Origin of the sequence: Microbacterium psychrotolerans (assembly GCF_031085295.1) — a bacterium.
Classification (GTDB): Bacteria; Actinomycetota; Actinomycetes; order Actinomycetales; family Microbacteriaceae; genus Microbacterium; species Microbacterium psychrotolerans.
The window spans coordinates 22,888-48,212 of sequence record NZ_JAVFWO010000001.1 but is presented as its reverse complement, the minus strand read 5'-3'; the positions used below and the strand labels follow the sequence as shown (position 1 = coordinate 48,212).

Genomic DNA, 25,325 nt, shown 5'->3' with positions numbered 1-25,325 from the left:
GCGCCGGCGCGCAAGAAGTCCCCGCCACCGGAGTGTCGCTGGCGGCTGACGCGTACGCGCTACGCGCCGGAGAGGAGCCGGGCGACGGCCGCAGTGCGCGCAGTACGCCCGCTCAACCCGAGCTTCGCGTAGGCGTTCTGCAGGTGTCGTTCGACTGTGCGCACCGACAGGAACAGCTCTGCTGCGATGGCGTCGTTGTCGTAACCGGCAGCCGCCAGCCGGAGGATGTCGAGTTCCCGCCGCGTGACCAGGGCCGCGACGTCGTCAGCGATGGCCTCTGGCCTGCCCTGCTGGTCCGGCTCGATGAAGGCTGCGATCTCGCGCAGGAACGCCGGCCATGCCGGTTCGTCAGCCAGAACGATGTGGTTGTTGCTGTCCAGCCCCACGAGCCGCGCGCCCTTGATCCCTGCCGCGAGGTCTCGTGCGTGGTGGAAATCGTTCATCTGATCTCCGCGACTGTGGATGACGAGCGTCGGAAGGTCGAGCTCGGGCAGGCGCCACGTCGAATCCGTGACCTGGCGCTGTGAGCGTGAGATGACCGCCGTCTCCGTGTCGCAGGCGCGCGCTTGCAGGTCGTCGAGCCACCGCATCTGCTCTTCGGTGCCGCCCGGGATCATCATGCTGCTGAAGACGCGGCGGAACTCGGATGTCGGACGGGCCCATCCGACCTTGATCAGCGCCTCGAACGCCGCAAGGAGCTCGAGTTCCTCGGGACTCGCCGCCGCCTGAGCGCCCGAGTAGCTCCCATAGAACACCAGGCGCGTGAGCCGCTCAGGGTGCAGCGCGGCATACTCGATGGCCACGGGACCGCCTTGCGCCATCGCCATGAGTGCGAACCGGTCGAGCCCCGCATCTTCGACGACCGCCTCCAGGTCGCCGACGCGCGCTTCCAGACTGTGGTCGGTGACACCGCGGTCCGACAGCCCATGACCGCGCTCGTCGTAGCGGATGACAGTAGCGATCTTCCCCAATTCGACGAGGTAGTGGCGCCAGACCGGGCTCTCCCAGTCGAATTGAAGGTGGCTCAGCCAGCACGCGTCGATGAGCAGCGGCGGCCCGGACCCGTGCACGGCATACGCGATCCCGACCCCGTCCCGAGAGCGCGCGAACCGGATGTCCTGCACGACATCCGCCTTCAGCGTCTCCACGGCGACATCATAGGAGCGGGACGGCATCAGCACACCGGGGTCGGTGCAGGATCACTCCTCGCCGAGTTCCGCGGGGTGGGTCAGGCGCCACCAGTCGGTGGGCGGCACGATGCTTCCGTCGACCTTGAGCGGCACGCTCACCGTGTTCGGGCCCGCCGTCCACGTCAGGCTCCCGACCACTTCGCCGTCCCGGTAGGTCTTCGGCATCGTCGTGTCCATCGTGATGGTGATCGGGGTGTCGGACCACGTGAAGATCGACGCGTCGTCGGCGACGATCAGGCGGGCCGTGGACCCCCAGGGAGTCGAATACGAGCCGACCTCGAGTCCGCTCGCCACCACGGGTACCTGATGGAAGCCGGCCCGGATGCTGTTCAGCGTGCGGACGACGTCGAGGTTGACCGACTCGCGGGTGGCGCCGCCCAGCACGACGCCGATGACGGTGAGCGGTTCGGCCGCGCCGACGTCGAGCGTGGCGGAGTACAGCAGGTTGTAGCTGTTCTCGCCCAGGTTGCCCGTCTTCAGCCCCGTGATCCCGTTGGTGCCGAGGAGGCCGTTGGTGCTGGACATGCCCCCGGGCCCCGGCAGCGACAGCGACGGGGTCGCGACGATCTGCGCGATCGTCGGGTTGGCGGCCGCGAGCTTGCCGAGGGTGATGAGGTCGCTCGGTGTGCTGGTGTTCGAAGCGCTGATGCCCGTCGGTTCGACGATCGTGGTGCCGGCGAGGCCGTTCGCGGCGAGCCATCTCCGGGTCGCTGACAGGAAGGCTCCCTGCGAGCCGAACGCCCAGGTCGACACGGCTTCCGCGTAGTTGCTGGCCGAGGGGATGAGCATCGTCGCCAGAGCGTCGCGGAGTGACATCGTGCTGCCCGTGGGCATGGCCGCGATCGTGGCGCCCATCACGTAGTACTTGTCGTAGAGGTCGTGATCGGCCTTGTCGAAGGTGATCGTGGGGCCGGGGTCGCCGGCATCGGCGAGCGGTCGGGCGTCGAGGATGACGAGCGCGGTGATCAGCTTGGTGATGCTCGCGATCGAGCGGGGTTCGTCGGTTCCGCTCGTCGCCCAGATGCCGCTCGCGCCCGGGCCGAGGTAAACCTCGCCGCCAGCCACGCTGATCGCCGAAGCGCCCGTCGTCGGAAGGGTGAGGGTCGCAGCCGCGGACGGGGGGACCGCCGGCGTCCGGGAGACCGCGGCCGGCGCGGCGACCGGGGCGGTGAGCGCCCAGCCGACATACCCGCCCGCGGTGCCGAACAGCAGCGCGAAGACGACGGCGGTGATGATCCACCCTCGGCGGCGGCGGGCGCGCCGCACGCGAGGGTCGATGGCGCTGCGGCGATCGGCGTACTCCTGCTCGTCGCGTATGAGGTCGGCGAAGTCCGACAGCTCGTCTGGCGGATGCTGGCCCGTCGTCATCGCGGGATCACCGTGGTGAAGCGCGGCAGCACGCCCGGCACGATCGTCGAGCGGGAGCCGGCGAGACCAACCATGCAGCAACACTCTCACGCGCAGATGTGCTGATGCGGCGGCGAATCCGAGGCTGTGGACAACGCGGACACCGCGGGCCGGCGCTCCTCGCGGGTACGCCGTAGTGCTCGGCGACCGGGCGCGGAACTCGGCCGCCATGCCGCCGAGCGCGCGGATGTCGCCGACATCGGTGTAGCCGAGCCCGCCGCGCATACCGCGACATCCGCCGATATCACCATGACACCCCTTGGAGAAGCACACGACACCGCACTCGCGCAAGCCCCGTGATCGCGCGGTGCAGCGTGCCTACCATCGCGGCATGACCGCCCCCGACACTGGGCGTCGTGCCCGTCGGACACCCGCCGCACAGAGTCCGCAGCAGTCGCTCCCCGACCCCGTGCGGTTGCGGGAAGAGGACGCGGAGACGTATAGTCACTGGCATGTGGTAACGATGCCACATCTCGACGTGGAGAATGAGATGACGAACAGGATTCCTCCGGCCGACGCATCGAGCGGGGGCTCGCGATGAGCATCACGACCCCGCAGAACGATGCCGTCGTCGAGGCGCTGAAGGAGGCGTCCGACGAGCGGGACGGCCGCGGTCGCGCCGGCCGTGCCCGCCGCAGGGAGCGCGCCCGCAAGGTCAAGACGCACTACAACAAGCGCGAGGCCCTGGCCGGCTACCTGTTCATCTCGCCCTGGATCATCGGCTTCCTCGTGTTCACCGCGGGAGCGATGGTCTACAGCCTGTACATCTCGTTCAGCAACTACAACCTCGCCACCAACACGGCGAAGCCGGTCGGCTTCCAGAACTACGCGAACCTCTTCGAGGATCCCCGCGTCGGCGTCGCCCTCGCGAACACGCTCTTCTACGTCGTGATGGCGGTGCCGCTGGAGATCATCTTCGCCCTCGCCCTCGCCATGCTGCTCAACCGAGCCGCACGCGCGGCCGGCTTCTGGCGCACGCTCTACTACCTTCCGAAGATGACGCCCGCCGTCGCCACGGCCGCCGTCTTCTTCCTGATGCTCAACGGCAACTCCGGCGCGATCAACCAGTTCCTGCGGATCTTCGGCATCGAGGGTCCTCAGTGGCTGGTCGACCCCGCGTGGGTGAAGCCGAGCATCGTGATCATGACGCTGTGGACGGTCGCCGGCACGATGGTGATCTTCCTCGCCGCCCTCAAGAACGTGCCCGTCGAGCTGTACGAGGTCGCCTCACTCGACGGTGCGGGAGCGGTCCGGAAGTTCTTCGCGATCACGCTGCCGATGATCTCCGGCGCGATGTTCTTCAACGTCATCGTGCTCTCGATCGCTGCGTTCCAGGTGTTCGACCAGGCCTTCCTGCTGTTCTGGCGAGATCAGAGCAACGCGTCGCCCGAGGCATCCCTCTTCTATGCGATCTATCTGTTCCAGCAGGCGTTCCGCCAGTTCAACTTCGGCTTCGCCGCCGCGATGGCCTGGCTGCTGTTCGTGATCATCATGATCATCACCGTCATCCAGGTTAAGTTCGGAAACCGTTTCGTCTACTACGAGGGAGACCGCTGATGTCGGCGTCGCTGCAGACTCCGGGCGTCGCCCGGCCCGTGCCCGAGGCGGCGACCGTCGCGGTCACCGTGCCGAAGCGCTCGCGCTGGCGCCGGCATTTCGCACGGCCCAAGACCCTCGTCGGCCGCATCGTCCTGACGGCCGTCCTCATCGGCTTCGGCCTGCTGTTCCTCTACCCGTTCGTGTGGCTGATCTCGGCGAGCCTGAAGCCGCGCGGCGAGGTGTTCGACAACGCGCTCATCCCCAAGACGTGGATGCCCGAGAACTACGTCGAGGTGTGGAACCAGCTGCCCCTCCTGAGCTGGATGTGGAACAGCGTCGCCATCGCGGTGCTGGCTGCCGGAACCGTGGCGATCTCGAGCTCGATCGTCGCGTTCGGGTTCGCGTACTTCAAGTTCCCGGGTCGCGGGCTTCTCTTCGGCCTGGTGCTCGCGACGATGATGCTCCCGGGCGCGGTGACCATGATCCCGATCTACCTGATCTGGAAGGAGACGGGCTTCCTCGGCACGTGGGTGCCGCTGTGGGGCATGAACCTGTTCGGCTCGGCCTTCTACATCTTCCTCCAGCGGCAGTTCTACCTGGGGCTTCCCAAGGAGCTGTTCGAGGCGGCACGCCTGGACGGCGCCAGCTACTGGGGGCTGTTCTGGCGCATCGCGATGCCGCTGTCGATCCCGTCGTTCATCATCGTGTTCCTCTTCGAGTTCCAGGCCAGCTGGAACAACCTGCAGGCCGCCCTGATCTACCTCAACGCCGGCACGGTCGACGAGTTCACGGCACCGTTGGGCATCGCCTACGCCATGACCAAGTACAGCCCCACCGCCGGCGGCCAGGGCGACTACCAGTACGTCATGGTGGCGTCCTTCCTCGTCACCGTGCCGATGCTGATCATCTTCGCCTTCGGACAGCGCTACTTCATCGAGGGCGTCGCGACGCAGGGTCGGAAGGGATGAGACGGATGCCGCACCGCGGCTGACATCGATTCCACAACGTACACATCACAAACCAATAAATACGCGGGCAGCATCATTGCCTCGCCGCGCGGAGCATGACTACGGTGTGTGGGAAGGTTCCCACACGGAGCCTGCTCACGCGGTGGTGGCGACGAGGCTGCCCCGATCGAAAGGGAAACAGATGCGCAAGCGCATGATCGGAATGGCCGCACTCGCGGCATCCGCTGTCCTCCTCGCCGGCTGCGGAGGCGGCGGCAACGGCGGCGGCGGTACGGGCGGTGACGTCGACTTCGATGCCGAACCGACCGGGTCGCTCACGGCATGGGGCTTCGAGAACGCCGACGACGTCGGCCAGTCGCGCGTGGACTACGCGAACGAGCAGCTGAGCGACGTGGACGTCGAGCTCGATGCGACGGCCTTCGACGCCCAGAAGTTCACCACTCGCATCGCGAGCGGCGACGTGCCCGACGTCGTGCAGATGGACCGGCGCTATGTGACGCAGTACGCGGCACAGGACCTGATCATCCCGCTGGACGCCTGCTTCGAAGCGCACGACGTCACGCCCGACGACTACTGGTACCCGTTCGTCGTGGACGACATCCGCTATGACGACGAGGTCTGGGCGGTGCCGCAGTTCTACCAGCCCCCGGCGATCATCCTCAACAAGCGGGTGATGGACGAGGCGGGCGTCACCACCGAAGAGATCGACACCTCCAACCCGGAGGCGCTCCTGGGCGCGATCGGCAAGATGTACCAGGAGTCGGGCGGCGTTCCGAGCCGCCTCGGCTTCGACCCGGTCTCGACCGGTCAGGGTGCGCTGTGGATCCTCGGCATGGGCGGCCAGCTCATCGACGACAAGGGCGCGCCCACGCTCGACGACCCGAGCAACATCGCCGGCATCGACCTGCTCAAGCAGATCAACGACGCGCAGGGCGGCTACGCCTCGGTGAAGAGCTTCACCGACTCGTTCGACACGTTCGGCGAGAACAACCAGTTCGTCGCCGACCAGGTGGGCGCGCAGGTCAACGCCCAGTGGTACCCGAACGTGCTGTCGCCGTACGTCGACCAGATCCAGATCGAGGCGGTGCCGTTCAAGGACAGCGAGGGCAACCCCTTCTCCGTCGCAGGTGGAACGGCATTCGTGATCCCGGTCGGTGCCGAGAACCCCACCGCAGCCTGCGCGTGGATGATCAACCTGACCGGCGAGGACGCGTGGAACGCCGCCGGTGAGGCCCGCGCGGCGACGCGCGAGGAGGACGGCGGCATCAACACCGGCCTGTTCACCGGTTCGCCGGGTCCGGACCAGTCGATCCGCGAGCAGTACGTCGTCGAGAGCGGCAACGCCGGGTTCGACCAGACCATAGCGACGTACTACGACGTGCTGGACTACGGTCAGTCGTTCGGCTCCTCGCCCGCAGGCCAGGACATCCAGAACGAGCTGAACAACGCCATCACCGCGGCCATGCTCGGCGACAAGACGCCGGAAGAGGCGCTCGCCGACGCGCAGGCGGCGGCCATGCGGGCGTACGAGAACGCGACCGCCGGCTGACCTGCGGAGCTCGCCTTCCTGGGGGGAAACGGGGGCGGGTCGACTTCGGTCGGCCCGCCCCCATCCCTTGCCCCTCCGCAGCGCCGGACGGCTGACGGCGCTCTCCCCTCTCTCGCTTCAGACGACGACTTCACCAGACCACGACCCGGAACGGACTTTCCGCACCATGGCGATCCGAGAGATCCTCCTCCTCGGCCACACCCACCACGACGTCGGCTACACCAACAGCCCTCGCCTGATCGACCGGATGCACGGACGCATCGTCGACCGGGTGCTGGAGCTCGCCGACGAGCACCCCGGCGACGGGCCCGACGCCTTCCGCTGGACGTTCGAGGTCGCCCGCCCGGTGCTGACGTTCCTGCGCCGCGCCGCCCCTGAACAGGTCCGCCGGCTCGCCGACCTGTCCGCGTCGGGCACGATCTCGGTCACCGGCGGGTACCTCAACATGACGCAGCTGCCGAGCACCTTCGAGTTCGACGCGGGTTACGAGCAGTTGGAGCGCATCCGGGCCGCCGGGGTCGGCATCCGCACCGAGCAGCACGGCGACGTCAACGGCCTGGCGTGGGGCCTGGTGGATCAGATGACGGATGCCGGGATCACCCGGCTGGTCATGGCGCTGAACCCCGATCACGGCCGGCCGCCGTTCGTCCAGCCCAGCGGATTCTGGTGGGAGGGACCCTCCGGCCGCCGCGTCTTCGTGTGGCTGTCGACGCACTACGGGTTCGGCGAGGAGTGGGGGATCGTCGACGGCGATGTCGACCTGGCCGAGCAGTGCATCGCCGCCTTCGTCGACGAGCTCGAGCGCCGGGACGACTACCCGTGGCGTACCGCGGTCGTCCATGCGGGCAACGACAACCGCTGGCCGACCGCGCTGTTCCTGCAGGTCGTGCGCCACTGGAACGCCCGGCATCCCGAGCGGCCCATGCGGACAGCGACGATCGACGAGGCCATGGACGCCCTCGAGGCTGAGGCAGCCGGGTTCGAGATCCCCACGGTGCGGGGCGAGTGGGCGGACTGGTGGTCGCACGGGCACGGCTCGACCGCGCGCGAGGTCGCCGTCTACCGCGAGGCCCGCACGTTCGCGCGCGCCGCGCAGAGCACGCTCTCGCTCGCCCGGCTCGCCGGCGACGGCACCGTGCCGCACTTCGACGTGCTCGGCTACCGCCGCGGACCGGTGCGGCTGCGCTCCGACGCAGAGATCGCCGAGACCCTTGACCACATCGACGAGCAGCTGCTGCTGTACGGCGAGCACACCTGGGGCAGCTGGGAGACGTACTCCAAGCCGCACTCGACCTTCAGCCACTCGCACCACAACGCGAAGTCTGCGTTCGCCTACGACGCGTTCGACCACGCCCGCGACCTCGCGATCGAGGGCTGGTTCCGCTACGCCTACGCGGACGGGCGGCCCGATCTGTCGCCGACCGTGTCGGGACGGACGGATGCCGCGGCACCGGCCTCGTCCCCGGGCACCGGTGTGCCGCCCGCCGACGCCGTCGTCGTAGTCAACCCGACCGAGGCCCGCCGCCGTGAGCTGGTCGATGTCGAGATCGGCGGGCAGCGCCGCGCCCGACTCCTCGCCGACGTCGGCCCGTTCGGCGTCGCCGTGCTCCCGGTGCCCGAACCGGTCGAGGAGGAGATCCCGGTGGGGCCCGTCGCCGCCGGCCGGTATCGGGTCACCGTCGACCCCTCGCGCGGCGGAGTCGTGTCGCTCGTCGACACGACCGACGGACGCGAGCTCGTCGACCCGTCGGCGCCGGCGGCGCTCGGCGCGGTCGTGGACGAGGTCGTGGAGGCCGGGTCGCGGCATCCGATGATCACGACCTCGCCCAAGCTCTTCCACCCCGACCATCCCGGTCCCGGGTTCGATCGGCTCGTCGCGACCGGCGACGCACCGGTGCGCGTGCGTCGAGCCGCGGGGGTCACCGAGATCCGGTGGGAGACGTCGGCGCCCGGCATCCCGAGCGTCGTGACCACCCTCGTGATCGCCGACGGCTCGGCAGACATCGACCTGGAGGTGCTGCTCAGCAAGCCCGAGCGGTTCGAGCCCGAGAGCGTGTTCGTCACCTTCCCCTTCGCGGTGGAGGAGCCGGAGTTCCTGCTCGAGACGGCCGGGGCGGTATTCGCTGCCGACCGTGAGCAGCTTCCTGACACGAGCAAGGACTGGTACTCGATCCAGCATGCGGTCGGGGTGCGCGGCCCGGCCGGCGGCGGCATCCTGTGGGGCTCGACCGACGCCCCGCTGGTGCAGGTGGGCGGCCCCCATACCGGCGCCTGGGCGCGCGAGCTCGACGCCGAGGCAGGACACGTCCACAGCTGGCTCATGAACAACCTGCACTTCACGAACTTCCAGGCGCGGCAGGAGATCACGCACCGGTTCCGGTACCGCTTCCGCCCGGCGGTGTCGCCGACCGCGGCGGGCGTGCGCCGCTACGGCCGCGACCTGCTCGAGCCGCTGCACGCCCGGCACACGACCGCGCCGCCGGCTTCCACGTTCCGACCGCCGCTCGACATCACTCCTGCCGACGCCCTGCTCGTCGAGCTGCGCCCGACGCCCGACGGCGAGGTGCGGGCGCGGCTGCGCAACATCTCGGACCAGGACGTCGCTGCGGTCGTCACGCGCGCCGACGACGAGCCGACGCAGGTCGAGGTGCCCGCCGCGGGAACGACCGACGTCGTGCTGGCCGGGCGATGACGGGGCGGTGCCGACCATGACCGGAGCGTTCGCCGAGAAGGGAAGGAGCCTCCGCCCGTGAGCTCCCTTCAGGCGCCCACCGGGTCGCCGCTGCGGCTGCTGCTGTGGCAGGCGGCGCGTCAGCCCGCCACGCTCGTCGGCGGTGTCGTCTTCGGCGTGCTGTGGATGCTGTGCCAGGTGATCTGGCCGTTCCTGCTCGGCCGTGCCATCGACGGCGGCCTCGCCGCCGGGCTGCAGGGGGTGCTGCCCTGGTGCGCGGCTCTCGCCGTCGTCGCCGTCGCTCAGGCCCTGTTCGCCGTGCTGCGCCACAGGATGGCGGTGCTGAACTGGCTGCGGTCGTCGCTGGGCGTCTCGCGCATCATCGGCTATCACAGCGCCGAGACGGGTGCCGCCATCGCCGCCGACAGCTCGGCGGGGGAGGTCGCCTCGACCGTCGCGAACGACGCGCTGCGCGTCGGCGAGATGTTCGACGTGACGGCACGGTTCTCGGGCGGCGTGGTCGCCTACGTCGCGGTCGGACTCATCTCGATGCTCACGTCGCCCGCGCTGGGCCTTTTCGTGCTGCTCGGGATGCCGGTGCTCGTGGCCGTGCTGTCGCTCTTCGTGCGTCCGCTCGCGAGGCGGCAGGCGGCGTGGCGCCGCGAGCAGGGCGCGCTCACCGATCTGGCCGCCGACACCGTGGTCGGTCTCCGCGTGCTGCGCGGCATCGGCGGCGAGGACCAGTTCGTCGAGCGGTACGCCCGGCGCTCCGGCGACCTGCGCCGTCGAGCGGTGGACGTGGCCCGGCTGGGCTCGTGGCTCGACGGGCTGCAGATCCTGCTGCCCGGGCTCTTCGTCGCGGCGGTGGTGTGGTTCGGGGCGCGGCTCGTGCTCGCCGGTGAGATCAGCCCCGGCGAGCTCGTCACCTTCTACGGCTACTCGGTCTTCCTCATCGTGCCGCTGCGCACGACCGTCGAGGCGAGCCAGGCGTTCGCGCGCGGGTTCGTCGCGACCGGGCGCGTGCTCGACGTGCTGCGCGTCCAGCGCGCGGTGCAGGACCCCGAGGATCCGCAGTCGGCGCCGCCCGGCAGCGCCGAGATCGTCGACGTCGCCTCGGGTGCCGTCATCGCGCCGGGGCTGTTCACGGCACTCGTCGATGAGGATCCGGATGCCGCGGCCGAAGTCGCCACCCGGCTCGGGCGCTTCGACGACCGCCAGCACACCATCGCGCCCGTGCTCTGGGGCGGCGTGGATCACACCCGGGTGCCGGTGCAGGACGTACGGCGGCGCATCGTGGTGAGCGACGCCACACCTCACCTGTTCACCGGACGCCTGCGTGACGGCCTCGACACCCAGAGCATCCGCGCGCCCGAGCGCGCACCGTCGCCGACGGCACGGCGCGCCCGGATCGACCAGGCACTCGGCGTCGCGGCGGCGGACGACGCCGTGCAGGCACTGCCCGGCGGCCTCGAGGAGCACGTCCCCGAGCGCGCGAGCGTGCTGTCGGGCGGCCAGCGCCAGCGGCTCAGTCTGGCGCGTGCACTGCTGACGGACGCCGAGGTTCTGGTGCTGATCGAGCCGACGAGTGCGCTCGACGCCAATACCGAGGCGACGATCGCCTCGCGCCTGCACCGCGCGCGGCGAGGGCGCACGACGGTACTGGTCACGGCGAGCCCGTTGATGCTGGATCGCGTCGACGTCATCCACGTCCTGCGCGGCGGCCGCGTCGTCGGCTCGGGCACCCACGCCGAGCTGCTGCGGCGCGACGACGCCGTCGGTGCCCGCTACCGCCGCATCGTGGCACGCACGACCAGCGACGCCGAGCCGACCGCTGGCGAGGAGCTCGACGCCCCCTGGACCGGGTCGATCGACACGCTGTGGGCGCGTGCCACCGAGACCGGCGCCATCCGCACCGCGCGAGAGGAGCCCGGCGATGAGTGACGGCACGCTCCCGGTCGCCGGCGGCGAGAAGATCCGCGAGGTCGCGCGCACCCTCGTGCGCCGTCATCGCGGCGAGCTCCTGCTCGTGATCGCGCTGCACGCTGCTGCCGCGCTCGCCGGACTCGTCGGCCCCTGGCTGATCGGTCGCATGATCGACGCGCTCACCTCGGGCACCGCCGACATGGCCACCATCGACGTCATGTTCGCCGCTCTCGCCGGCGCGGTGATCGTACAGGCCTTCGTGACCCGCTTCGCCCAGCTCTGGTCGCTGCGGCTGGGGGAGGGCGTCTTCGCCCAGCTGCGAGAGGACTTCCTGGCCACCGTCACATCGCTTCCGCTCGCTGTCGTGGAGCGCGCCGGCACCGGCGACCTCCTCTCCCGTACGACGAGCGACGTCGACGCGGTGGCGCAGACCGTGCGCTTCGGTGTGCCGAGGATCCTCGTCACGACGATGACCGTGATCCTGACACTGGGTGCGGCCTTCATCATCAGCCCACTCGTCGCGCCCGCACTCCTCGTGGGCGTGCCCCTGATCGCGCTGAGCACCCGCTGGTACATGAAGCGCTCGGGACCTGGATACCGCCGCCAGCTCGCGTCGTACGGACGGCTCGTCGGCGTCATCAACGAGACCGTCGAGGGTGCGCGCACCATCGATGCACTCGACCTCGCGCCCGCGCAGCGCCTCAAGATCGACCGCGCGCTCGCCGGCCGCGCGCAGGCCGAGCGCTACACGCTGGGACTCCGGAGCATCTGGTATCCGCTCACCACCCTCGGCTTCCTGTTCCCGGTGATCGCGGTGCTGCTGTGGGGCGCCTTCCTCATGGGACAGGGCGTCGCGAGCGTCGGCGACGTCACCTCCATCGCCCTCTACGCCATGCAGCTCACCGGGCCGGTCGAGGAACTCGTGAACTGGATGGACCGGCTGCAGGTCGGCACCACCGCGCTCGCGCGCATCGTCGGGGTCGCCGAGGTGCCGACCGACCGGCCCGGTGCCGACGAGACCCCCGAAGGCGAGCAGCTCGCGGCGCGCGGCATCCGCTTCTCGTACCGGCCCGGAGTCGACGTGCTGCAGGGTGTGGAGCTCGAGCCGCGGATCGGCGAACGCGTCGCGATCGTCGGGCCGTCGGGGTCGGGCAAGTCCACGCTCGCCCGCCTGCTCACGGGCATCACGGCGCCGTCCGCCGGCGCCGTGACGGTCGGCGGCGCCGACGTCATGCGCATGCCGCTCGACGTGCTGCGCGAGCATGTGGCCCTCGTGACCCAGGAGCAGCACGTGTTCGTCGGCACGCTGGCCGACAACCTGCGACTGGCGGCTCCCTCCGCGCGCGACAGCGAGCTCGAAGAGGCGCTGCAGGTCGTCGGGGCGCTGCGATGGGTGCGCGCGATGCCGCACGGGATCGACACCGAGGTGGGCTCGGGCGGGGTCGTGCTGACGCCCGCCCAGGCACAGCAGGTCGCTCTCGCGCGGCTGGTGCTCCTCGATCCGCACACGCTGGTGCTCGACGAGGCGACCTCGCTCCTCGACCCGCGTGCGGCGCGCGGCCTCGAGCAGTCGCTCGACCGCGTCCTCGAGGGCCGGACGGTGATCGCCATCGCCCACCGCCTCCACACCGCCCGCGACGCCGACCGCATCATCGTCATGCGCGACGGGCGGATCGTGGAGTCCGGAGCGCACGACGAGCTCGTCGCTATGGACGGCGAATACGCGGCCCTGTGGCGGTCGTGGCAGGCCGAGTCCGCCGACGGCGCGCCCGGCGAGGGCGACTCATAGCGAAAGCGCGCGGCCGGCCGCAACCCCCGTGCCCCCGGCGGTGCCGGTTGCATAGAGTCTCGGCATCCGGAAAAGGAGATGCCATGTCGCAGACCACACTCGAATCGCCCGCCGACCTGCTGCGCTTCCAGTTGCGCACCGCCATGACGATGGAGGAGGACTCCCTCGCCGCACTGGGCGAACTCGAGCAGGCCGCCCGTTCGCAGGACGTGAAGAAGACGTTCCATCACCACGCCGACGAGACGCGCGAGCAGATCGAGAACCTCCGCAAAGTGTTCCGGGTGCTCGAACTGCCGGAGTCCACGGCCGCATCGCCCAGCACGAAGGGCATCGCCAAGCAGGCCGAGTCGCTCATCGCGCGCTCCGCGCCGGCGCTGCGCGACCAGGTGACGCTGTCGGCGGCGCTCGGCAACGAGCACTACGAGATCTCGGCGTACCGGTCGCTGATCCTCGCCACCCGCGCCCAGGGTGCGGCCGACGCCGTCACGCTGCTGACCGACAACCTCCAGCAGGAGACGCACACCAGCGAAGAGCTCGCAAAGAAGCTCGAAGAGCTCGTCGGCTGACGGACGCGCGCGGCCGTCGTTCGACGGCCGCGCGCGGTCGTCAGAGCCAGTGCCGTCTGCGGAAGACCCAGTACAGCGTCACGCTCGTCGCCGCCATGAGGGCGAGCGCCATCGGGTAGCCCAGCGGCCATTCCAGCTCGGGCATGTACACGAAGTTCATGCCGTAGATCGTGCCGACGAGCGTGGGACCGAACAGGATCGCCGCCCAGCCCGAGATCTTCTTCACCTGCTCGTTCTGCAGCAGCGCGGTGTCGGTCTGGCGCTGCGTGACGATCGTGGCGTTGACGGTGAGCGCGTTGTCGAGGATCGAGCGGAACGCCGCGGCCTTGTCGATGATCCGCAGCGCGTGGTCGTGCACGTCGCGCAGCGACCGCTGCAGCTCGAGGTCGACCTCGTACTTCGGTGCCCCGCGCTGAAGGGCCTCGAGCATGTCGGCGAGCGGCGCGACCGCGCGCTGCAGCGTGATCACCTCGCGCGACAGGTCGTAGATGCGCTTGGAGAGCGTGACCCCGCCGTTCTCGAACAGGGCGTCCTCGATCTCGTCGATGTCGTTCTCGACGCCCTCGATCACCGGCGTGTACTCGTCGACCACCTCGTCGAGGATCGCGTAGAGCACGGCCTCGGGCCCCAGGGCGAGCAGCTGGGGATCGCGCTCCATGCGCTGGCGCACCCGGCTCAGGTCGGGCGACTCGGCGTGGCGGATCGTCACGATGAAGTCCGGGCCGACGAACACGTGCAGCTCGCCGAACTCGACCGTCTCGGTCTCGTCGATGTACCGCGCGGGGCGCAGCACGATGAAGAGGATGTCGCCGTACCGCTCGAGCTTCGACCGCTGGTGGCCCGTCAGTGCATCCTCGACGGCGAGCGAGTGCAGCGAGAACTCGTCGGCGACCTGCGTGATCTCCTCGGGCGTGGGGCGGAACAGCCCGATCCAGGCCATTCCATGCTGAGCGCGCGTGTACTCGAACGTCTCGGCCAGGCTCGTCGGATTCTTGATCCGCTGTCCGGCGACGTACACGCCGTTGTCGACGATGGGCATCGGGCAATCCTCCCTCGCCGGTGCGCCGCCGGCAACGATCCTCACAGTATCCAGACGGGCGGACGCCGTGGCCTGTGCCACGTCGGCGGCCCTCGGTACTCTGCCCTCATGTCCACGCCGCGACCCGTGCTCGACTGGCTGCTCGATTCCGACCCGGCGCTGCGCTGGCAGGTGGAGAGAGACCTCGCTGACGCTCCGCCCGGTGTCTGGGAGGCCACACGCGCGCGCGTCGCGACGGAGGGTTTCGGCGCCCGGCTCCTGGCGGAGCAGGATGCCGACGGCCAATGGGCCGGGGGCGCCTTCTTCCCGTCGGGCTTCTTCGGCAGCGCCGAGGCGGAGGCGCCGGGTCAGCCCTGGGTCGCGACGACGTGGGTGCTCAAAGACCTGCGGGAGTGGGGCGTGGACGCCGAAGTGCTCGACGGGACCGCGGAGAAGCTCGCAGCCAACAGCCGGTGGGAGTACGAGGACCTGCCGTACTGGGGCGGCGAGGTCGACGTCTGCATCAACTCCTACACGCTCGCCTCCGGCGCGTGGCTCGGCGCCGACGTGTCGAGGCTCGTCGCATGGTTCCCCGAGCATCGCCTGGCCGACGGCGGCTGGAACTGCGAGGCCGAGGAGGGCGACTCCGTCCGCTCGTCGTTCCACTCGACGCTGAACGCCGCGCGCGGCATGCTCGCGTACGAGCGGATCACCGGCGATACGAGCATGCGCGAGGCGCGCCACGGCGGCGAGGAGTACCTGCTGTCGCGGCGCCTCATGTTCCGCGCGAGCACGGGCGAGGTCGTCGGCGAATTCGTGACCCGCTTCGTCTACCCGAACCGGCACCGGTACAGCGCGCTCGCCGCCCTCGACCACTTCCGCGACGTCGCGCTGTTCGAAGGCACGGCGCCCGATCCGCGGCTCGCCGAGGCGGTCGAGGTGGTGCGGGCGGCCCGGCAGCCCGACGGCACATGGCTGCAGACGACGCCGCTCCCAGGGCGGACCTGGTTCGGTGTCGACGCCGGCGACGGGGAGCCGTCGCGCTGGCTCACCTTGATGGGCACGCGCGTGCTCGACTGGTGGGACGCGTCGGCCGGCTCGTCGCAGGCGGCAGGTCCCGAGGACTGACGCTCGGCGGTCTCACGGGCTGCGTCGGCTCGCGCTTCCGCCGTGCGCGAACTCGCGCCGTGCGGCCCCCGAGAGGTCGACACTGGTCGCATGGACGACAGTGAGGCGCTCGACGCGTACTCATCGACGGTGATGCGCGTCGCGCAGACCGTGCTGCCTTCGGTGGCTGCGGTCAGTGTGCGGACTCGTCAGGGGATGGGCGCGGGCAGCGCCTCGGTCATCACCGATGGAGGACACCTCCTCACGAGCGCCCACGTGGTCGAGGCAGCGGTCGGGGTCGAGCTGGCCTTCCCCGACGGCAGCGTGGCGGCGGCGTCCGTCATCGGTGCCGACCCGCTCTCGGACCTCGCCGTCCTGCACGCCGACGGACCGACACCGCCGCCGGTCCGTATGGGGGATGCCGCGGCCCTCGGAGTCGGGCAGCTGGTGGTCGCGCTGGGCAACCCGCGCGGCTTCTCAGGGAGCGTGACGGCCGGCATCGTGTCAGCGCTCGGACGATCGCTTCCGACACGTTCGGGGCGCGTGATCGACGAGGTCATCCAGACCGACGCCGCACTCAATCCCGGCAACAGCGGCGGCGTGCTGGCCGACAGTGCCGGCCGGATGGTCGGCGTGAACACCGCCGTGGCCGGCATCGGGCTCGGGCTCGCCGTGCCCATCAACGCCACGACGCGTGAGATCATCGATGCCCTGCGCACCACCGGCCGCGTGCGGCGAGCCTGGCTGGGCATCGCCGGCGCGACGGTCCCGCTCGGACCCGACGTGGCGGCGAAGGCCGGGGCGCGGGTCGGGATGCAGGTGGTCTCGGTCGTCGCGAAGAGCCCCGCCGCCGCCGCTGGCGCCCGCGCGGGCGACATCGTGCTGTCACTGGACGGCGTGGCGATCGCCGACCCCACCGCGCTGCAGCGCCGCATGGTCGCGGGAGCCATCGGGCGGCGGATGGAGATGACCGTCTGGCGCAACGGCGCCCTGGTCGACGTGGTGGTCGAGCCCGAGGAGCTCCGCGTCGCCTGAGCCGCGGCGACGGCGCGCGCCGCTTCGAGGGCCGAAACGCGAGCGGCGACCGACCGGGGTTGCAGCGGATTCCCTAGACCGGCTTGAGGTCGGTTGTGTCGCACCTCGATCGAATGAATGATGAGTCGATGGAGCATCGCGGGCGCACTTCGCCCAGCAGCCGTCGCGGGGAATTGCTCGCGGCGGCTCGATCTGAAGCGGGCAAGCGGCGTCCGTCGGATCTGCTTGCGCAGTGGGCGGTGGATCCGACAGTGCGTCCCAGTCCCGTGGACCTTCGCACGAGCGTTGCGTACGACTCGCTGGCACTCGAGGCTGCGACGGAATACGAAGCGCTGCTGCTGTCGCCGGTGGCCCCGCTCGGTGCGGTGTCGGTGCTTGCAACGGGCTCCCAGGACCGCATCCTTTCGACGATTCGTGGAACCGAGGTCGTGTCGGACGCGACGAACGTGTTGGCGCTCGAGTGCGCCGCGCGCCTCCGCCGCGACGCCGCTGAGCATGTCCGTCTGTGCACGGTGCATCAACTGCTCAGGATGCAGCCGATGGGGCAGGACAACGGGCGCACCAAGCACTTTCGACTGCTGATGCTCGCCGACGCCGGTGTCGGCCTGCCGGAGGATGGATTCGAAGTGGCGGCGGTGGTCGCGCACCTTCGCGTGTACCGGCGGCTGCTCGAATCCGCGGCGGAGACTCACGGCCTGGCGTGGCAGCGACCTGTCGTCGTCGTTCGATCGAACGATGTCCTGCCTGCGATCGGCCCACGCGTTCGCACCGCGCTCGAAGGGACGTTACCCGACGTAGCGATTCGCGAGGAGTCCCTCGAGTCGCGCTATTACCACGGGCTCCGCGTCGGGTACGGGGTGCATGACCGAGTGGGCAGCTTCCAAGAGATCGTCGACATCGGTGTCTTCGATTGGGCCGCTCAGCTGACGAGCAACCGGCGCCATCGATACGTTGCGAGCGCCATCGGTCTACAGCTCCTGCCGATGCTTCTCACGTAGCAGCGCCACCTCGGTATCCCTCGGCCGGCGGCTCAAGGCCGGGTCATGCTCGCCATCGAGTGAGCCGCGGCCACCACCCCGGTACGTTGCGCCGATACTCGAGATACTGCTCGCCGTAGGTGCTCGTGAGGGTCGGCTCCTCGTAGCCCTTCACGAACGCGACGACCGCGGTGAGGGCGATGCCTGCATACAGGACGAGCCACCAGCTGCCGAACAGCAGCGCCTGCCCCAGGATGATCGCGAGCACCGCGAGGTACATCGGATTGCGCACGAAGCGATACACACCGGTGACGACGAGCGTCTGGGTGGGAGCGACGGGTGCAGGCGTTCCCCGATGCACGGCGAACAAGGCGAAGGCATACAGGAGGAATGCCACACCGAGGGCGATGAAGATCCACCCGACGGGCAAGAAGATCCACGCCGCGTCGCCCCAGTCGTGCCATTGCCAGCCCGTGATGAGCCAGGGGACGAGCCCCGCGACGATGCCCGGCGCGAGGAAGAGGAACACGATCGTTCCGATCCATGCGCGGGCGAGCGACGGCGAGTGAGCCACGCGCGACAGCGTACGGGATGCACTGCCTGTTCACCCGCCCGCGCCGGCGGAGAGGCGGGTTCAGTCGTCACCGTGAAGCGGGCAGGCCAGGACGAGTGGACGGCTCGGACGCGATGCGTCCGAGCCGTCCACAGCGCTGCGGGAGAGCTACGGCCTTCAGCCGCCGCAGAGCCCCCGCGCGATGTCGTTCTTGACCTGTCCGCCGACCGCCTGTACGACGTCTCCGACGTTGGTGAACCCGAGGGCCCCCTCGGTGTTGATCGTCTTGTGCACCTGGCCGAAGCAGGCAGCGTCTGCGGGCGCGGCGTTGGCGGTACCGGCGACGCCGAAGACGGCGAGAACGACGATGGCTCCGGTAGCGAGAATGCGCTTCATTGGACTGTCCCCTCCTGTGTGGCGGGTAGGTGTTCACCCGCTATGAGGTTGTTCTCTCGCTCGCGTCGATTCGGATGCACCTCGGCGCCGCAGAATGCGCCGGCCGGGCGCCTGCGGTCGCGGACGGCGGCTGTCGCGGTGACGCCTAGGCGGGGGCGTCGTCGAGGAATCCGACGACCACGTCGCGGACCAGGTCGGTTCGCGCCAGCCCGAAGAAGTGGGTCGTGCCCGGAAACACTGCGAGCTGGGATGCCGGAACGCCGACGAAGTCGCCATTCACGTCACCGCCGCGGAGGCGCAGAAACTCAACGGCATGCTCGAGAGAGACCATGTCGGCGTCGCCTACGGTGATGAGCGTCGGTGCCGCGATCGCGCGAATCTCCGCTTCGGTGCGATCAGGGAACCCGCGCTCGTACGTCGCGCCGAGCTTGTCGAGAAGCACCTGGAGATGTTGCAGGTCGGGATGGGGCGACTTCGCGAGATAAGCGGCTTCCATCGGCGTGCCGGCGATCATGTCGACGGTCATCGCGCCGACCGCCTCCGCGTTCTCAGAACCGCGCATGCCCGACGCGGCGAACGACGTGGATGAGACGATGAGCCGCCTGACCCGTTCCGGGTGGTCGATCGCGAGGTCGAGCGCGACAGCCCCGCCGACGCTGAAGCCGAAGATGTCGGCGCGTCCGATGCCGAGGTGGTCGAGCACGCCCAGCACGTCGTCGGCGAACGCCGCCGCAGAGAACGGCCGGTCGATGTCGTTCGTGCGGCCGTGCCCCTGGAAGTCCACCGCGACGACTCTCCGCCCCACCGCGAGGTGGGGGATGAGCGCACCGAACTGCTGCTCGATGTCGAAGAGACCGCCGTGCAGCAGCACCAGCGGTGTGCCGTCGGTGACATCGCCATGGACTTCGTAGTACATGCGCAGTTGACCGAGTTCGACATAGCCGGTCTCGGCTGCGGGAAGCGAGGATGGGAGATCCTTCATGCAAGTACGGTCCCAGAGACCCGCCGGCACATCAACCGTCCCTCGTCCCTCGCCCCCGCCAAGGACCGAAGGCGGCCGTCTAGGGGGTATCCATGGGGTGGTCGGCTCTGCTCGGCGGTCGTCAATGCAGGGTGTCGCCTCGTTTGAGCATCTCGACGTACTCGGCGACGCGTGCGGCTCGCGAAGCCGGCCGTTTGAGGTTGCCCACGCGGAAGGCCATCGCGAATCGGTTCTGCGCCGACTGGCTCGCGAAGGCCTTGGCGACCTCCGGGTCTGCGTTCAGGGCTTCCTGCAGCTCCACGGGGAGGTCGCCGTCGCGTTGCCGATACGCGTTGTCCCACCGTCCGTCCGCCTTGGCGCGGTCGATCTCGAGCTGGCCTTGGGGCCGCATCCGGCCTTCCTCGATCAGCCGGGTCACGTGACCGATGTTGACCTTCGACCAGATGCTTCGCTGCCGTCGTGGCGTGAAGGTCTGCAGGTAGAAGTCGGCGTCGAGGGACTGCGACTGCCCATCGATCCACCCGAAGCACAGCGCGACATCGAGCGCCTCGGCGTACGTGATCCCAGGTCGGGTCGACGCCTTCTTCCGCAGTCGTAGCCGGACCCCGCTCGGGTCGGGGTCCGAGTTCAACCAGGCTTCCCAGTCCGCGACCGTGTCCACGTGCAGCTCCGGCTTGTTCACACGGCTGGCCATGACGGGAGGATAGCTCCTGCCTCGGACGCACCCCCTTGCGAGTTGCGCCGGAGAAGATCATGCGGCGCGGCCGCCCTGCTCCGGGGCTGTGGGAACGAGCACGAGATAATGGACGCATGTCTTCCTCCGTCGAACGCCGCTCCAACCCCACGGCCTGGGCCGCGTTCTGGTTCGCGCTGGCCGGCCTCGTGCTCATGCCCATCCCCCTGTTCATCGGATTGATTCTGGGCGGCGGCCTTTCCATCGTCGCGGCAGTCCTCGCCGTGATCGCCCTCCTCAAGGGACTCGCGCGCAACGGCAAGGGCATCGCTCCCGTCGTGTTCGCCGCGATCTTCATTGCGCTCACGTGGGGCGGCATTTCGCTCGGCGGCGGCACCATCTGGTAGGTCGGCCGAACGGTCGGTAGAGCCGTGGAGGGCAGCCAGGTTGTCGATCTGTTTCGGGCCTTCGCGGCCGCGGGACTGAGAGTATGGCTGGCCGGCGGCTGGGCCGTCGACGCCATCGTGGGACGTCAGACGCGAGCACACGACGACATGGACGTGGCCGTCGACATCCGCGATCTCCCCTCTTTCCTCGAACTGCTCGGCGAGCGGGGTTTCGTGATCACAACCGACTGGGCGCCTTCTCGGCTCGAACTGACCGCTCCGGACGGGCGAGTCGTCGACGTCCACCCGGTGGCGTTCGCCGAAGACGGCAGCGGGCAGCAGGCCGGCCTGGGTGGGGACACCTTCGTCTATGCGTCGGACGGATTCGCCGTGGGGACGATCGACGGCTCGGTGATCCCTTGCCTTTCAGTCTCCCAACAACTGCGCTTCCGCAACGGGTACGAGCTTCGTGCTGCGGACATCCACGACCTCGAGCTGCTGGAGAAGTACCGCTAGCGGGTTCGCGTCGTGCAAAGAGCCGAGAGGATTCTGCCCGCCGTCAGCCGGTGGGCGATCCGCGTCACTTCAACGTGTGATGTCGTGTCGCGAGCGTGTGAAAGAGTCGTGCCATGTTGCAGGACGATGATCGCGATCTGATGCGCGCAGTATCCAGCTACCTCCATCGAGTGAACCAATTGGCTGCGAGCGAATTGTCACCTTCCCGCACGCCCTTGGGCGATGTGATCAGCGACCATCTGGGGACCGACGCGTCGCAAGTTTCGGTGGTTGTGGAGCACATCGCCGACCACCGGCTGGTCGATGCGGATGTCGCGTTGAACGCGTTGGGAGAGCAGGGCGAGGGGCGCCTCATCGGCGTCACCGGCGGAGATCAGAGGCATCACCAAGCGCTGGCAGAGTGGATCACCAACGCTCACGCACGTTATGCACCGGGCCCGGTGGACTACACGGAGCGGGCGACAGGCCCGAGTGCGAGCACGAGAGTGGTGTCGCTCGGCGTGCGGCTGCTGCACTTCGAGGGCGCGCCCATCGTGCTCGCGCAGCGGGCTGCCGCTCCCCAGTTCGGCAGGCCGGCCGCGGTTGTGGAGGTGATGGGTGCCGACGATGAGGTTGTCACCGGCTTCCTCGAGACACTCCGGCGAACGATGATCGAGCGCAGCGTTCTCCGCGGCCAGGTGCTGTCATTTCAAGCCACGGAGTACGGCCGCGACGCCGGCGCCACCTTCGTGCAGCGACCGTCAGTCGCCGCCGACGACATCGTGCTCGGGGAGGGCGTGCTCGAAGAGATCGTCCAGCACGTGATCACGATCGGTGAACGGAGTGACGCCCTGAAGCGAGCGGGTCAGCACCTGAAGCGCGGCGTGCTGCTGTACGGCCCACCCGGGACGGGCAAGACCCTCACCGTCCGTCACCTCCTCACCGAGACACCCGACATCACCGCCGTGGTCCTCACCGGGTCGAGCATCCGCTTCATCAGCGCGGCCGCCGAGATCGCGCGCACGTTTCAGCCCGCTCTCGTCGTGCTCGAAGACATCGACCTCGTCGCCATGGAGCGTCACGGTTCTCCTCAACCGTTGCTGTTCGAAGTGCTCGACGCCCTCGACGGCCTGGATGGCGACGCCGACGTGGCCTTCATCATGACGACCAACAGAGTCGAAGTGCTCGAGCGTGCCCTCGCGGAGCGACCGGGCAGGGTCGATCTCGCCGTCGAGGTTCCCCTTCCCGCACCGGCGGAACGGCGTCGTTTGTTCCGTCGCTATGCGCACGGCCTCCCGTACTCGGATGCGGCACTCGAGGCCGCTGCGGAACGAGCCGAAGGGACGACAGGCTCTTTCGCGAAGGAGTTGATGCGGCGAAGTGTGCTCCGCGCGCTACAAGACGAGCGCGACCCCCGCGACGAGGACCTCGTCGGCGAACTGAACCGCCTGATGGATTCACGCCAGCAACTCACGCGGTCCATGCTCGGATCCGGCGGTGAGAGTGAGTCCCCGCATCCGCCCAACGGGCTCCATTCAGCCAACATCGGGTGGATCGGCGGCTGACGCATCCCGCCCGGAGCGATCCGCTGAGGACACCTGCGCTCGAGCGGGCCGCCGGGCCCACGCCGACCATGTGAAGGAGTTCGAGGGGAACAATGGGCTAGCTGCCGAGGCGAGTCCACGCCGGGCATCGACGGCGGATGACGCCTCCCTCGGTCCTGAACCGCTGGCCAGTCTCAGGCTCGGCGAGGCGGTTCGGGTATCAGGGCTGTGGCGAATGTCACGGTACGGTGTTCTGGACCTGTGGCGGACAGGTAGGGCGCGAGCAGCTCGCTCAGGCGGGCCTGGATTTCGCTGAGGTCGGCGGTGGTGACGTGCAACTGCACTTCGCCGAAGCCGAGGAAGTCGCGGTAATCGCCATCGGCATCCGAAGTGCTCGCGCGATCGAACGTCTCCCCGAGGTGGGCGATGAACGTCAGGAACGACTGGCGCAACTCCTGTTCGCTCATCTCCCGGAGCTCTGCTTGGTCGACGTGCGCCATCCTTCCACCCAGGGTGAACGTTCGCTCGATCGCGCCGCGCACCCGCCGCTCCTCCACGACCGCGAGGATGTCGGCTTCGACGAGCGCGGCGACATGACGGTAGAGCGTCGCTTGCGGGACATCCGGCATGGCGGCGCGAAGATCCGCGGTCGTGACCTGGCGGGTGCCGAGTTGCTGGATGATCCGGAGCCGCACGGGATGCATGACGACATCGGCGATGGGCGAGTTCTTCGACACGGCACGCCAACCATTCTCACGGTGATAACATTCTCACTGACTGACCCAGCGTACGTCAGTGAGAGGAACACCCTGATGACTGCCATTCGACTCGACACCTCGACCTTCATGTCGACTTCCCGGGCTGGGAGGCCTTTGACCGGACGCCGCGGCTACTCGGTAGAGCTCCTCGTGAGCGACCGGCACGCTGGTGCCGTCTTCGGCGAGCTCGCGAAGCGGGTTCGGCGATGAGCGGCACAGGCATCCAGGTCTCCGGACTCGCCAAGCGCTTCGCGGGCGTGGACGCCGTGAGCGACGTGACCTTCGGCGCGCGTCCCGGGCGGGTCACAGGGTTCCTCGGTCCCAACGGGGCGGGCAAGTCCACGACCCTCCGGATGCTGCTGGGCCTCACCCTCCCCGATGCGGGAACGGCCCTCATCGGCGGCGCCTGGTACCGCGAACTCGATGACCCCTCCGGCACAGTGGGGGCCGTGCTAGACATCGCCGCCGCCCATCCCGGGATGACGGCGCGCGGACACCTCCGCACGTACGCCGCGCTCGGCGGGCATGAGACGTCGAATGCGGAGCGAGTGGCTGAGCTCACCGGCATCTCCGCATATCTCGACCGTCGTGTGGGCTCTTTCTCGACCGGCATGCGGCAGCGGCTGTCCCTCGCCACGGCACTCCTCGGAGATCCGGACGTACTGGTACTCGACGAGCCGTCGAACGGGCTCGACCCGGCGGGAATCGTCTGGCTGCGCACCTTCCTGCGCGAGTTCGCCGCCGACGGTCGCACGGTCCTGCTCTCGAGCCACGTCCTCACGGAACTCCAGCACGCCGTCGACGACCTCGTGCTGATCGATCGGGGACACGTGGCGTGGGAAGGTCCGCTCGCGGAGTTCACCGCGCACGGCACCAGCCTCGAGGAGGCATTTCTGCGGCTCACATCCGGGGCCGCTTCCCCCACCGCACCCGCAGCATCCGGAGCAACACGCACCGAAGGAGTCCACGCATGAATCGGCTGATCCGAGGCGAGTTCACGAAACTCTTCGCGACCCGGCTCCCGATGTGGTCGCTCATCATCGCCGCGGGCAGCGGCGGCGCTCTGACCGGCCTGCTGGCCCTCGTCGGCCCCGAGAACGCCACGCCGCCGTTGCCCGGACTCGACACCGTCGAAGGCGTCGGCATCGTCGTGGGTATGAGCGGCCTGCTGCTCTTCGTGCCGGCGCTCATCGGCACGATCGCCGTCACGAGCGAGTACCGGCACCACACCATCGGCACGACCTTCCTCGCCGCTCCTCGCCGCGGGCGAGTGCTCGCCGCGAAGCTCGTCGTCTTCGGCGCGCTCGGCATCGCCTACGGGCTCGTCGCCTCGCTCTTCGCGGGTGCAGCCGTGGTGGGCGGCGCGGCACTACAGGGCATCGAGCTCGGGGTCCCCATGGTCGGACTCGTCACGCTGCTCGGACGTCTCTCGCTGGCGGCCGTCGTCTACATGATCCTCGGCGTCGCCATCGGCGCACTCGCACGCCATCAGCTGCTCGCCGTCGGCGTCGTGCTCGGGTACTTCTACTTCCTCGAGCACGTGCTCATGATCATCCCCGGCGTGAACGCGATCCATCCCTACCTCCCAGGAGGTGCGACGGCTGCCCTCACCGACTTCACCTTCCTGAGTGATGCCATCGCCGCGCAGCTCCCGACGACGTCGACCCTGCCGACGTCGCCGACGATCGGTGCGCTCGTTCTGCTCGCCTATGCCGCGGCGGCGGCATGCGTCGCGGTCGCCGTTCCGCTGCGGCGCGACTTGCGCTGACGGGAAGCCGCGGACCCGCTAATTTGGGGCA

23 protein-coding genes are annotated in these 25,325 nt (G+C 69.2%); 15 read left to right on the top strand and 8 right to left on the bottom strand.

The features are described from left to right. Positions 1–59: 59 nt before the first annotated feature. Together Q9R08_RS00220 and Q9R08_RS00215 are read right to left on the bottom strand one after the other, a co-directional pair. Positions 60–1,148, bottom strand: coding sequence for an alpha/beta fold hydrolase (locus tag Q9R08_RS00220; protein WP_308865781.1), 1,089 nt, complete (start codon positions 1,146–1,148; stop codon positions 60–62). A 51-nt stretch (positions 1,149–1,199) separates the two neighbouring features. After that, complete coding sequence (locus tag Q9R08_RS00215) at positions 1,200–2,558, bottom strand: D-alanyl-D-alanine carboxypeptidase family protein (protein ID WP_308865780.1); 1,359 nt, start codon at positions 2,556–2,558, stop codon at positions 1,200–1,202. Between the two features lie 576 nt (positions 2,559–3,134). Here Q9R08_RS00215 and Q9R08_RS00210 point away from each other — a divergent pair. The 7 genes from Q9R08_RS00210 (at position 3,135) to Q9R08_RS00180 (ending at position 13,602) form a co-directional block, all read left to right on the top strand. Beyond that, entirely contained in the window at positions 3,135–4,154 is a 1,020-nt protein-coding gene (locus tag Q9R08_RS00210; protein ID WP_308865779.1) for a carbohydrate ABC transporter permease, read from the top strand. Continuing rightward, positions 4,154–5,104: a carbohydrate ABC transporter permease gene (locus Q9R08_RS00205; protein ID WP_308865778.1), complete on the top strand. Its 951-nt coding sequence runs from the start codon at positions 4,154–4,156 to the stop codon at positions 5,102–5,104. The genes Q9R08_RS00210 and Q9R08_RS00205 overlap by 1 nt, the downstream gene beginning before the upstream one ends. Before the next feature lie 181 nt (positions 5,105–5,285). Beyond that, entirely contained in the window at positions 5,286–6,653 is a 1,368-nt protein-coding gene (locus Q9R08_RS00200; protein WP_308865777.1) for an ABC transporter substrate-binding protein, read from the top strand. Between the two features lie 166 nt (positions 6,654–6,819). Continuing rightward, a complete protein-coding gene (locus Q9R08_RS00195) occupies positions 6,820–9,345 on the top strand; it encodes a glycoside hydrolase family 38 N-terminal domain-containing protein (RefSeq protein ID WP_308865776.1) in 2,526 nt (841 codons plus the stop codon). 57 nt (positions 9,346–9,402) lie between these two features. Then, positions 9,403–11,265 (top strand): ABC transporter ATP-binding protein, encoded by a 1,863-nt coding sequence (locus Q9R08_RS00190; RefSeq protein WP_308865775.1) that lies wholly within the window; start codon positions 9,403–9,405, stop codon positions 11,263–11,265. Beyond that, positions 11,258–13,036, top strand: coding sequence for an ABC transporter ATP-binding protein (locus tag Q9R08_RS00185; RefSeq protein WP_308865774.1), 1,779 nt, complete (start codon positions 11,258–11,260; stop codon positions 13,034–13,036). The genes Q9R08_RS00190 and Q9R08_RS00185 overlap by 8 nt, the downstream gene beginning before the upstream one ends. A gap of 83 nt (positions 13,037–13,119) precedes the next feature. Then, entirely contained in the window at positions 13,120–13,602 is a 483-nt protein-coding gene (locus Q9R08_RS00180; RefSeq protein WP_308865773.1) for a YciE/YciF ferroxidase family protein, read from the top strand. 40 nt (positions 13,603–13,642) lie between these two features. On the opposite strand, the gene corA is transcribed toward Q9R08_RS00180, so the two are convergent. Beyond that, complete coding sequence (gene corA, locus Q9R08_RS00175) at positions 13,643–14,641, bottom strand: magnesium/cobalt transporter CorA (protein WP_308865772.1); 999 nt, start codon at positions 14,639–14,641, stop codon at positions 13,643–13,645. A 108-nt stretch (positions 14,642–14,749) separates the two neighbouring features. Between corA and Q9R08_RS00170 the strand changes: the two genes are divergently transcribed. From Q9R08_RS00170 to Q9R08_RS00160, 3 genes are all read left to right on the top strand, one after another. Next, positions 14,750–15,748: a squalene cyclase gene (locus tag Q9R08_RS00170; RefSeq protein WP_308865771.1), complete on the top strand. Its 999-nt coding sequence runs from the start codon at positions 14,750–14,752 to the stop codon at positions 15,746–15,748. A 90-nt stretch (positions 15,749–15,838) separates the two neighbouring features. Then, positions 15,839–16,762 (top strand): S1C family serine protease, encoded by a 924-nt coding sequence (locus Q9R08_RS00165; protein ID WP_308865770.1) that lies wholly within the window; start codon positions 15,839–15,841, stop codon positions 16,760–16,762. A gap of 128 nt (positions 16,763–16,890) precedes the next feature. Next, positions 16,891–17,760, top strand: coding sequence for a hypothetical protein (locus tag Q9R08_RS00160; RefSeq protein WP_308865769.1), 870 nt, complete (start codon positions 16,891–16,893; stop codon positions 17,758–17,760). A gap of 43 nt (positions 17,761–17,803) precedes the next feature. On the opposite strand, the gene Q9R08_RS00155 is transcribed toward Q9R08_RS00160, so the two are convergent. The 4 genes from Q9R08_RS00155 to Q9R08_RS00140 form a co-directional block, all read right to left on the bottom strand. Beyond that, on the bottom strand, positions 17,804–18,313 hold the full coding sequence (locus Q9R08_RS00155; protein WP_308865768.1) for a methyltransferase family protein: 510 nt from the start codon (positions 18,311–18,313) through the stop codon (positions 17,804–17,806). Between the two features lie 156 nt (positions 18,314–18,469). Further along, the gene (locus Q9R08_RS00150; protein WP_308865767.1) at positions 18,470–18,688 is read right to left on the bottom strand and encodes a hypothetical protein; all 219 of its coding nucleotides are present in this window, start codon (positions 18,686–18,688) and stop codon (positions 18,470–18,472) included. A 145-nt stretch (positions 18,689–18,833) separates the two neighbouring features. Continuing rightward, positions 18,834–19,670 (bottom strand): alpha/beta fold hydrolase, encoded by an 837-nt coding sequence (locus tag Q9R08_RS00145; RefSeq protein WP_308865766.1) that lies wholly within the window; start codon positions 19,668–19,670, stop codon positions 18,834–18,836. Positions 19,671–19,791: 121 nt separating this feature from the next. Beyond that, positions 19,792–20,364 (bottom strand): YdeI/OmpD-associated family protein, encoded by a 573-nt coding sequence (locus tag Q9R08_RS00140; RefSeq protein ID WP_308865765.1) that lies wholly within the window; start codon positions 20,362–20,364, stop codon positions 19,792–19,794. A 116-nt stretch (positions 20,365–20,480) separates the two neighbouring features. On the opposite strand from Q9R08_RS00140, the gene Q9R08_RS00135 reads away from it, so the two are divergent. The 3 genes from Q9R08_RS00135 (at position 20,481) to Q9R08_RS00125 (ending at position 22,789) form a co-directional block, all read left to right on the top strand. Further along, positions 20,481–20,750 carry a hypothetical protein gene (locus tag Q9R08_RS00135; protein WP_301114591.1) on the top strand — a complete coding sequence of 90 codons (270 nt, stop codon included), beginning with the start codon at positions 20,481–20,483 and terminating at the stop codon, positions 20,748–20,750. Positions 20,751–20,774: 24 nt separating this feature from the next. Beyond that, positions 20,775–21,245, top strand: coding sequence for a nucleotidyltransferase domain-containing protein (locus Q9R08_RS00130; protein ID WP_308865764.1), 471 nt, complete (start codon positions 20,775–20,777; stop codon positions 21,243–21,245). A gap of 266 nt (positions 21,246–21,511) precedes the next feature. Then, a complete protein-coding gene (locus tag Q9R08_RS00125; RefSeq protein ID WP_308865763.1) occupies positions 21,512–22,789 on the top strand; it encodes an ATP-binding protein in 1,278 nt (425 codons plus the stop codon). A 173-nt stretch (positions 22,790–22,962) separates the two neighbouring features. Here the strand turns inward: Q9R08_RS00125 and Q9R08_RS00120 are convergent, their stop codons facing one another. Continuing rightward, positions 22,963–23,505 (bottom strand): helix-turn-helix domain-containing protein, encoded by a 543-nt coding sequence (locus tag Q9R08_RS00120; RefSeq protein WP_308865762.1) that lies wholly within the window; start codon positions 23,503–23,505, stop codon positions 22,963–22,965. Between the two features lie 227 nt (positions 23,506–23,732). Here Q9R08_RS00120 and Q9R08_RS00115 point away from each other — a divergent pair, with 227 nt between their 5' ends. Both Q9R08_RS00115 and Q9R08_RS00110 read left to right on the top strand, forming a co-directional pair. Then, positions 23,733–24,500 carry an ABC transporter ATP-binding protein gene (locus Q9R08_RS00115; protein WP_308865760.1) on the top strand — a complete coding sequence of 256 codons (768 nt, stop codon included), beginning with the start codon at positions 23,733–23,735 and terminating at the stop codon, positions 24,498–24,500. Next, positions 24,497–25,294 (top strand): ABC transporter permease, encoded by a 798-nt coding sequence (locus tag Q9R08_RS00110; RefSeq protein ID WP_308865759.1) that lies wholly within the window; start codon positions 24,497–24,499, stop codon positions 25,292–25,294. Before Q9R08_RS00115 ends, Q9R08_RS00110 begins: the two co-directional genes overlap by 4 nt. Positions 25,295–25,325 lie beyond the last annotated feature (31 nt).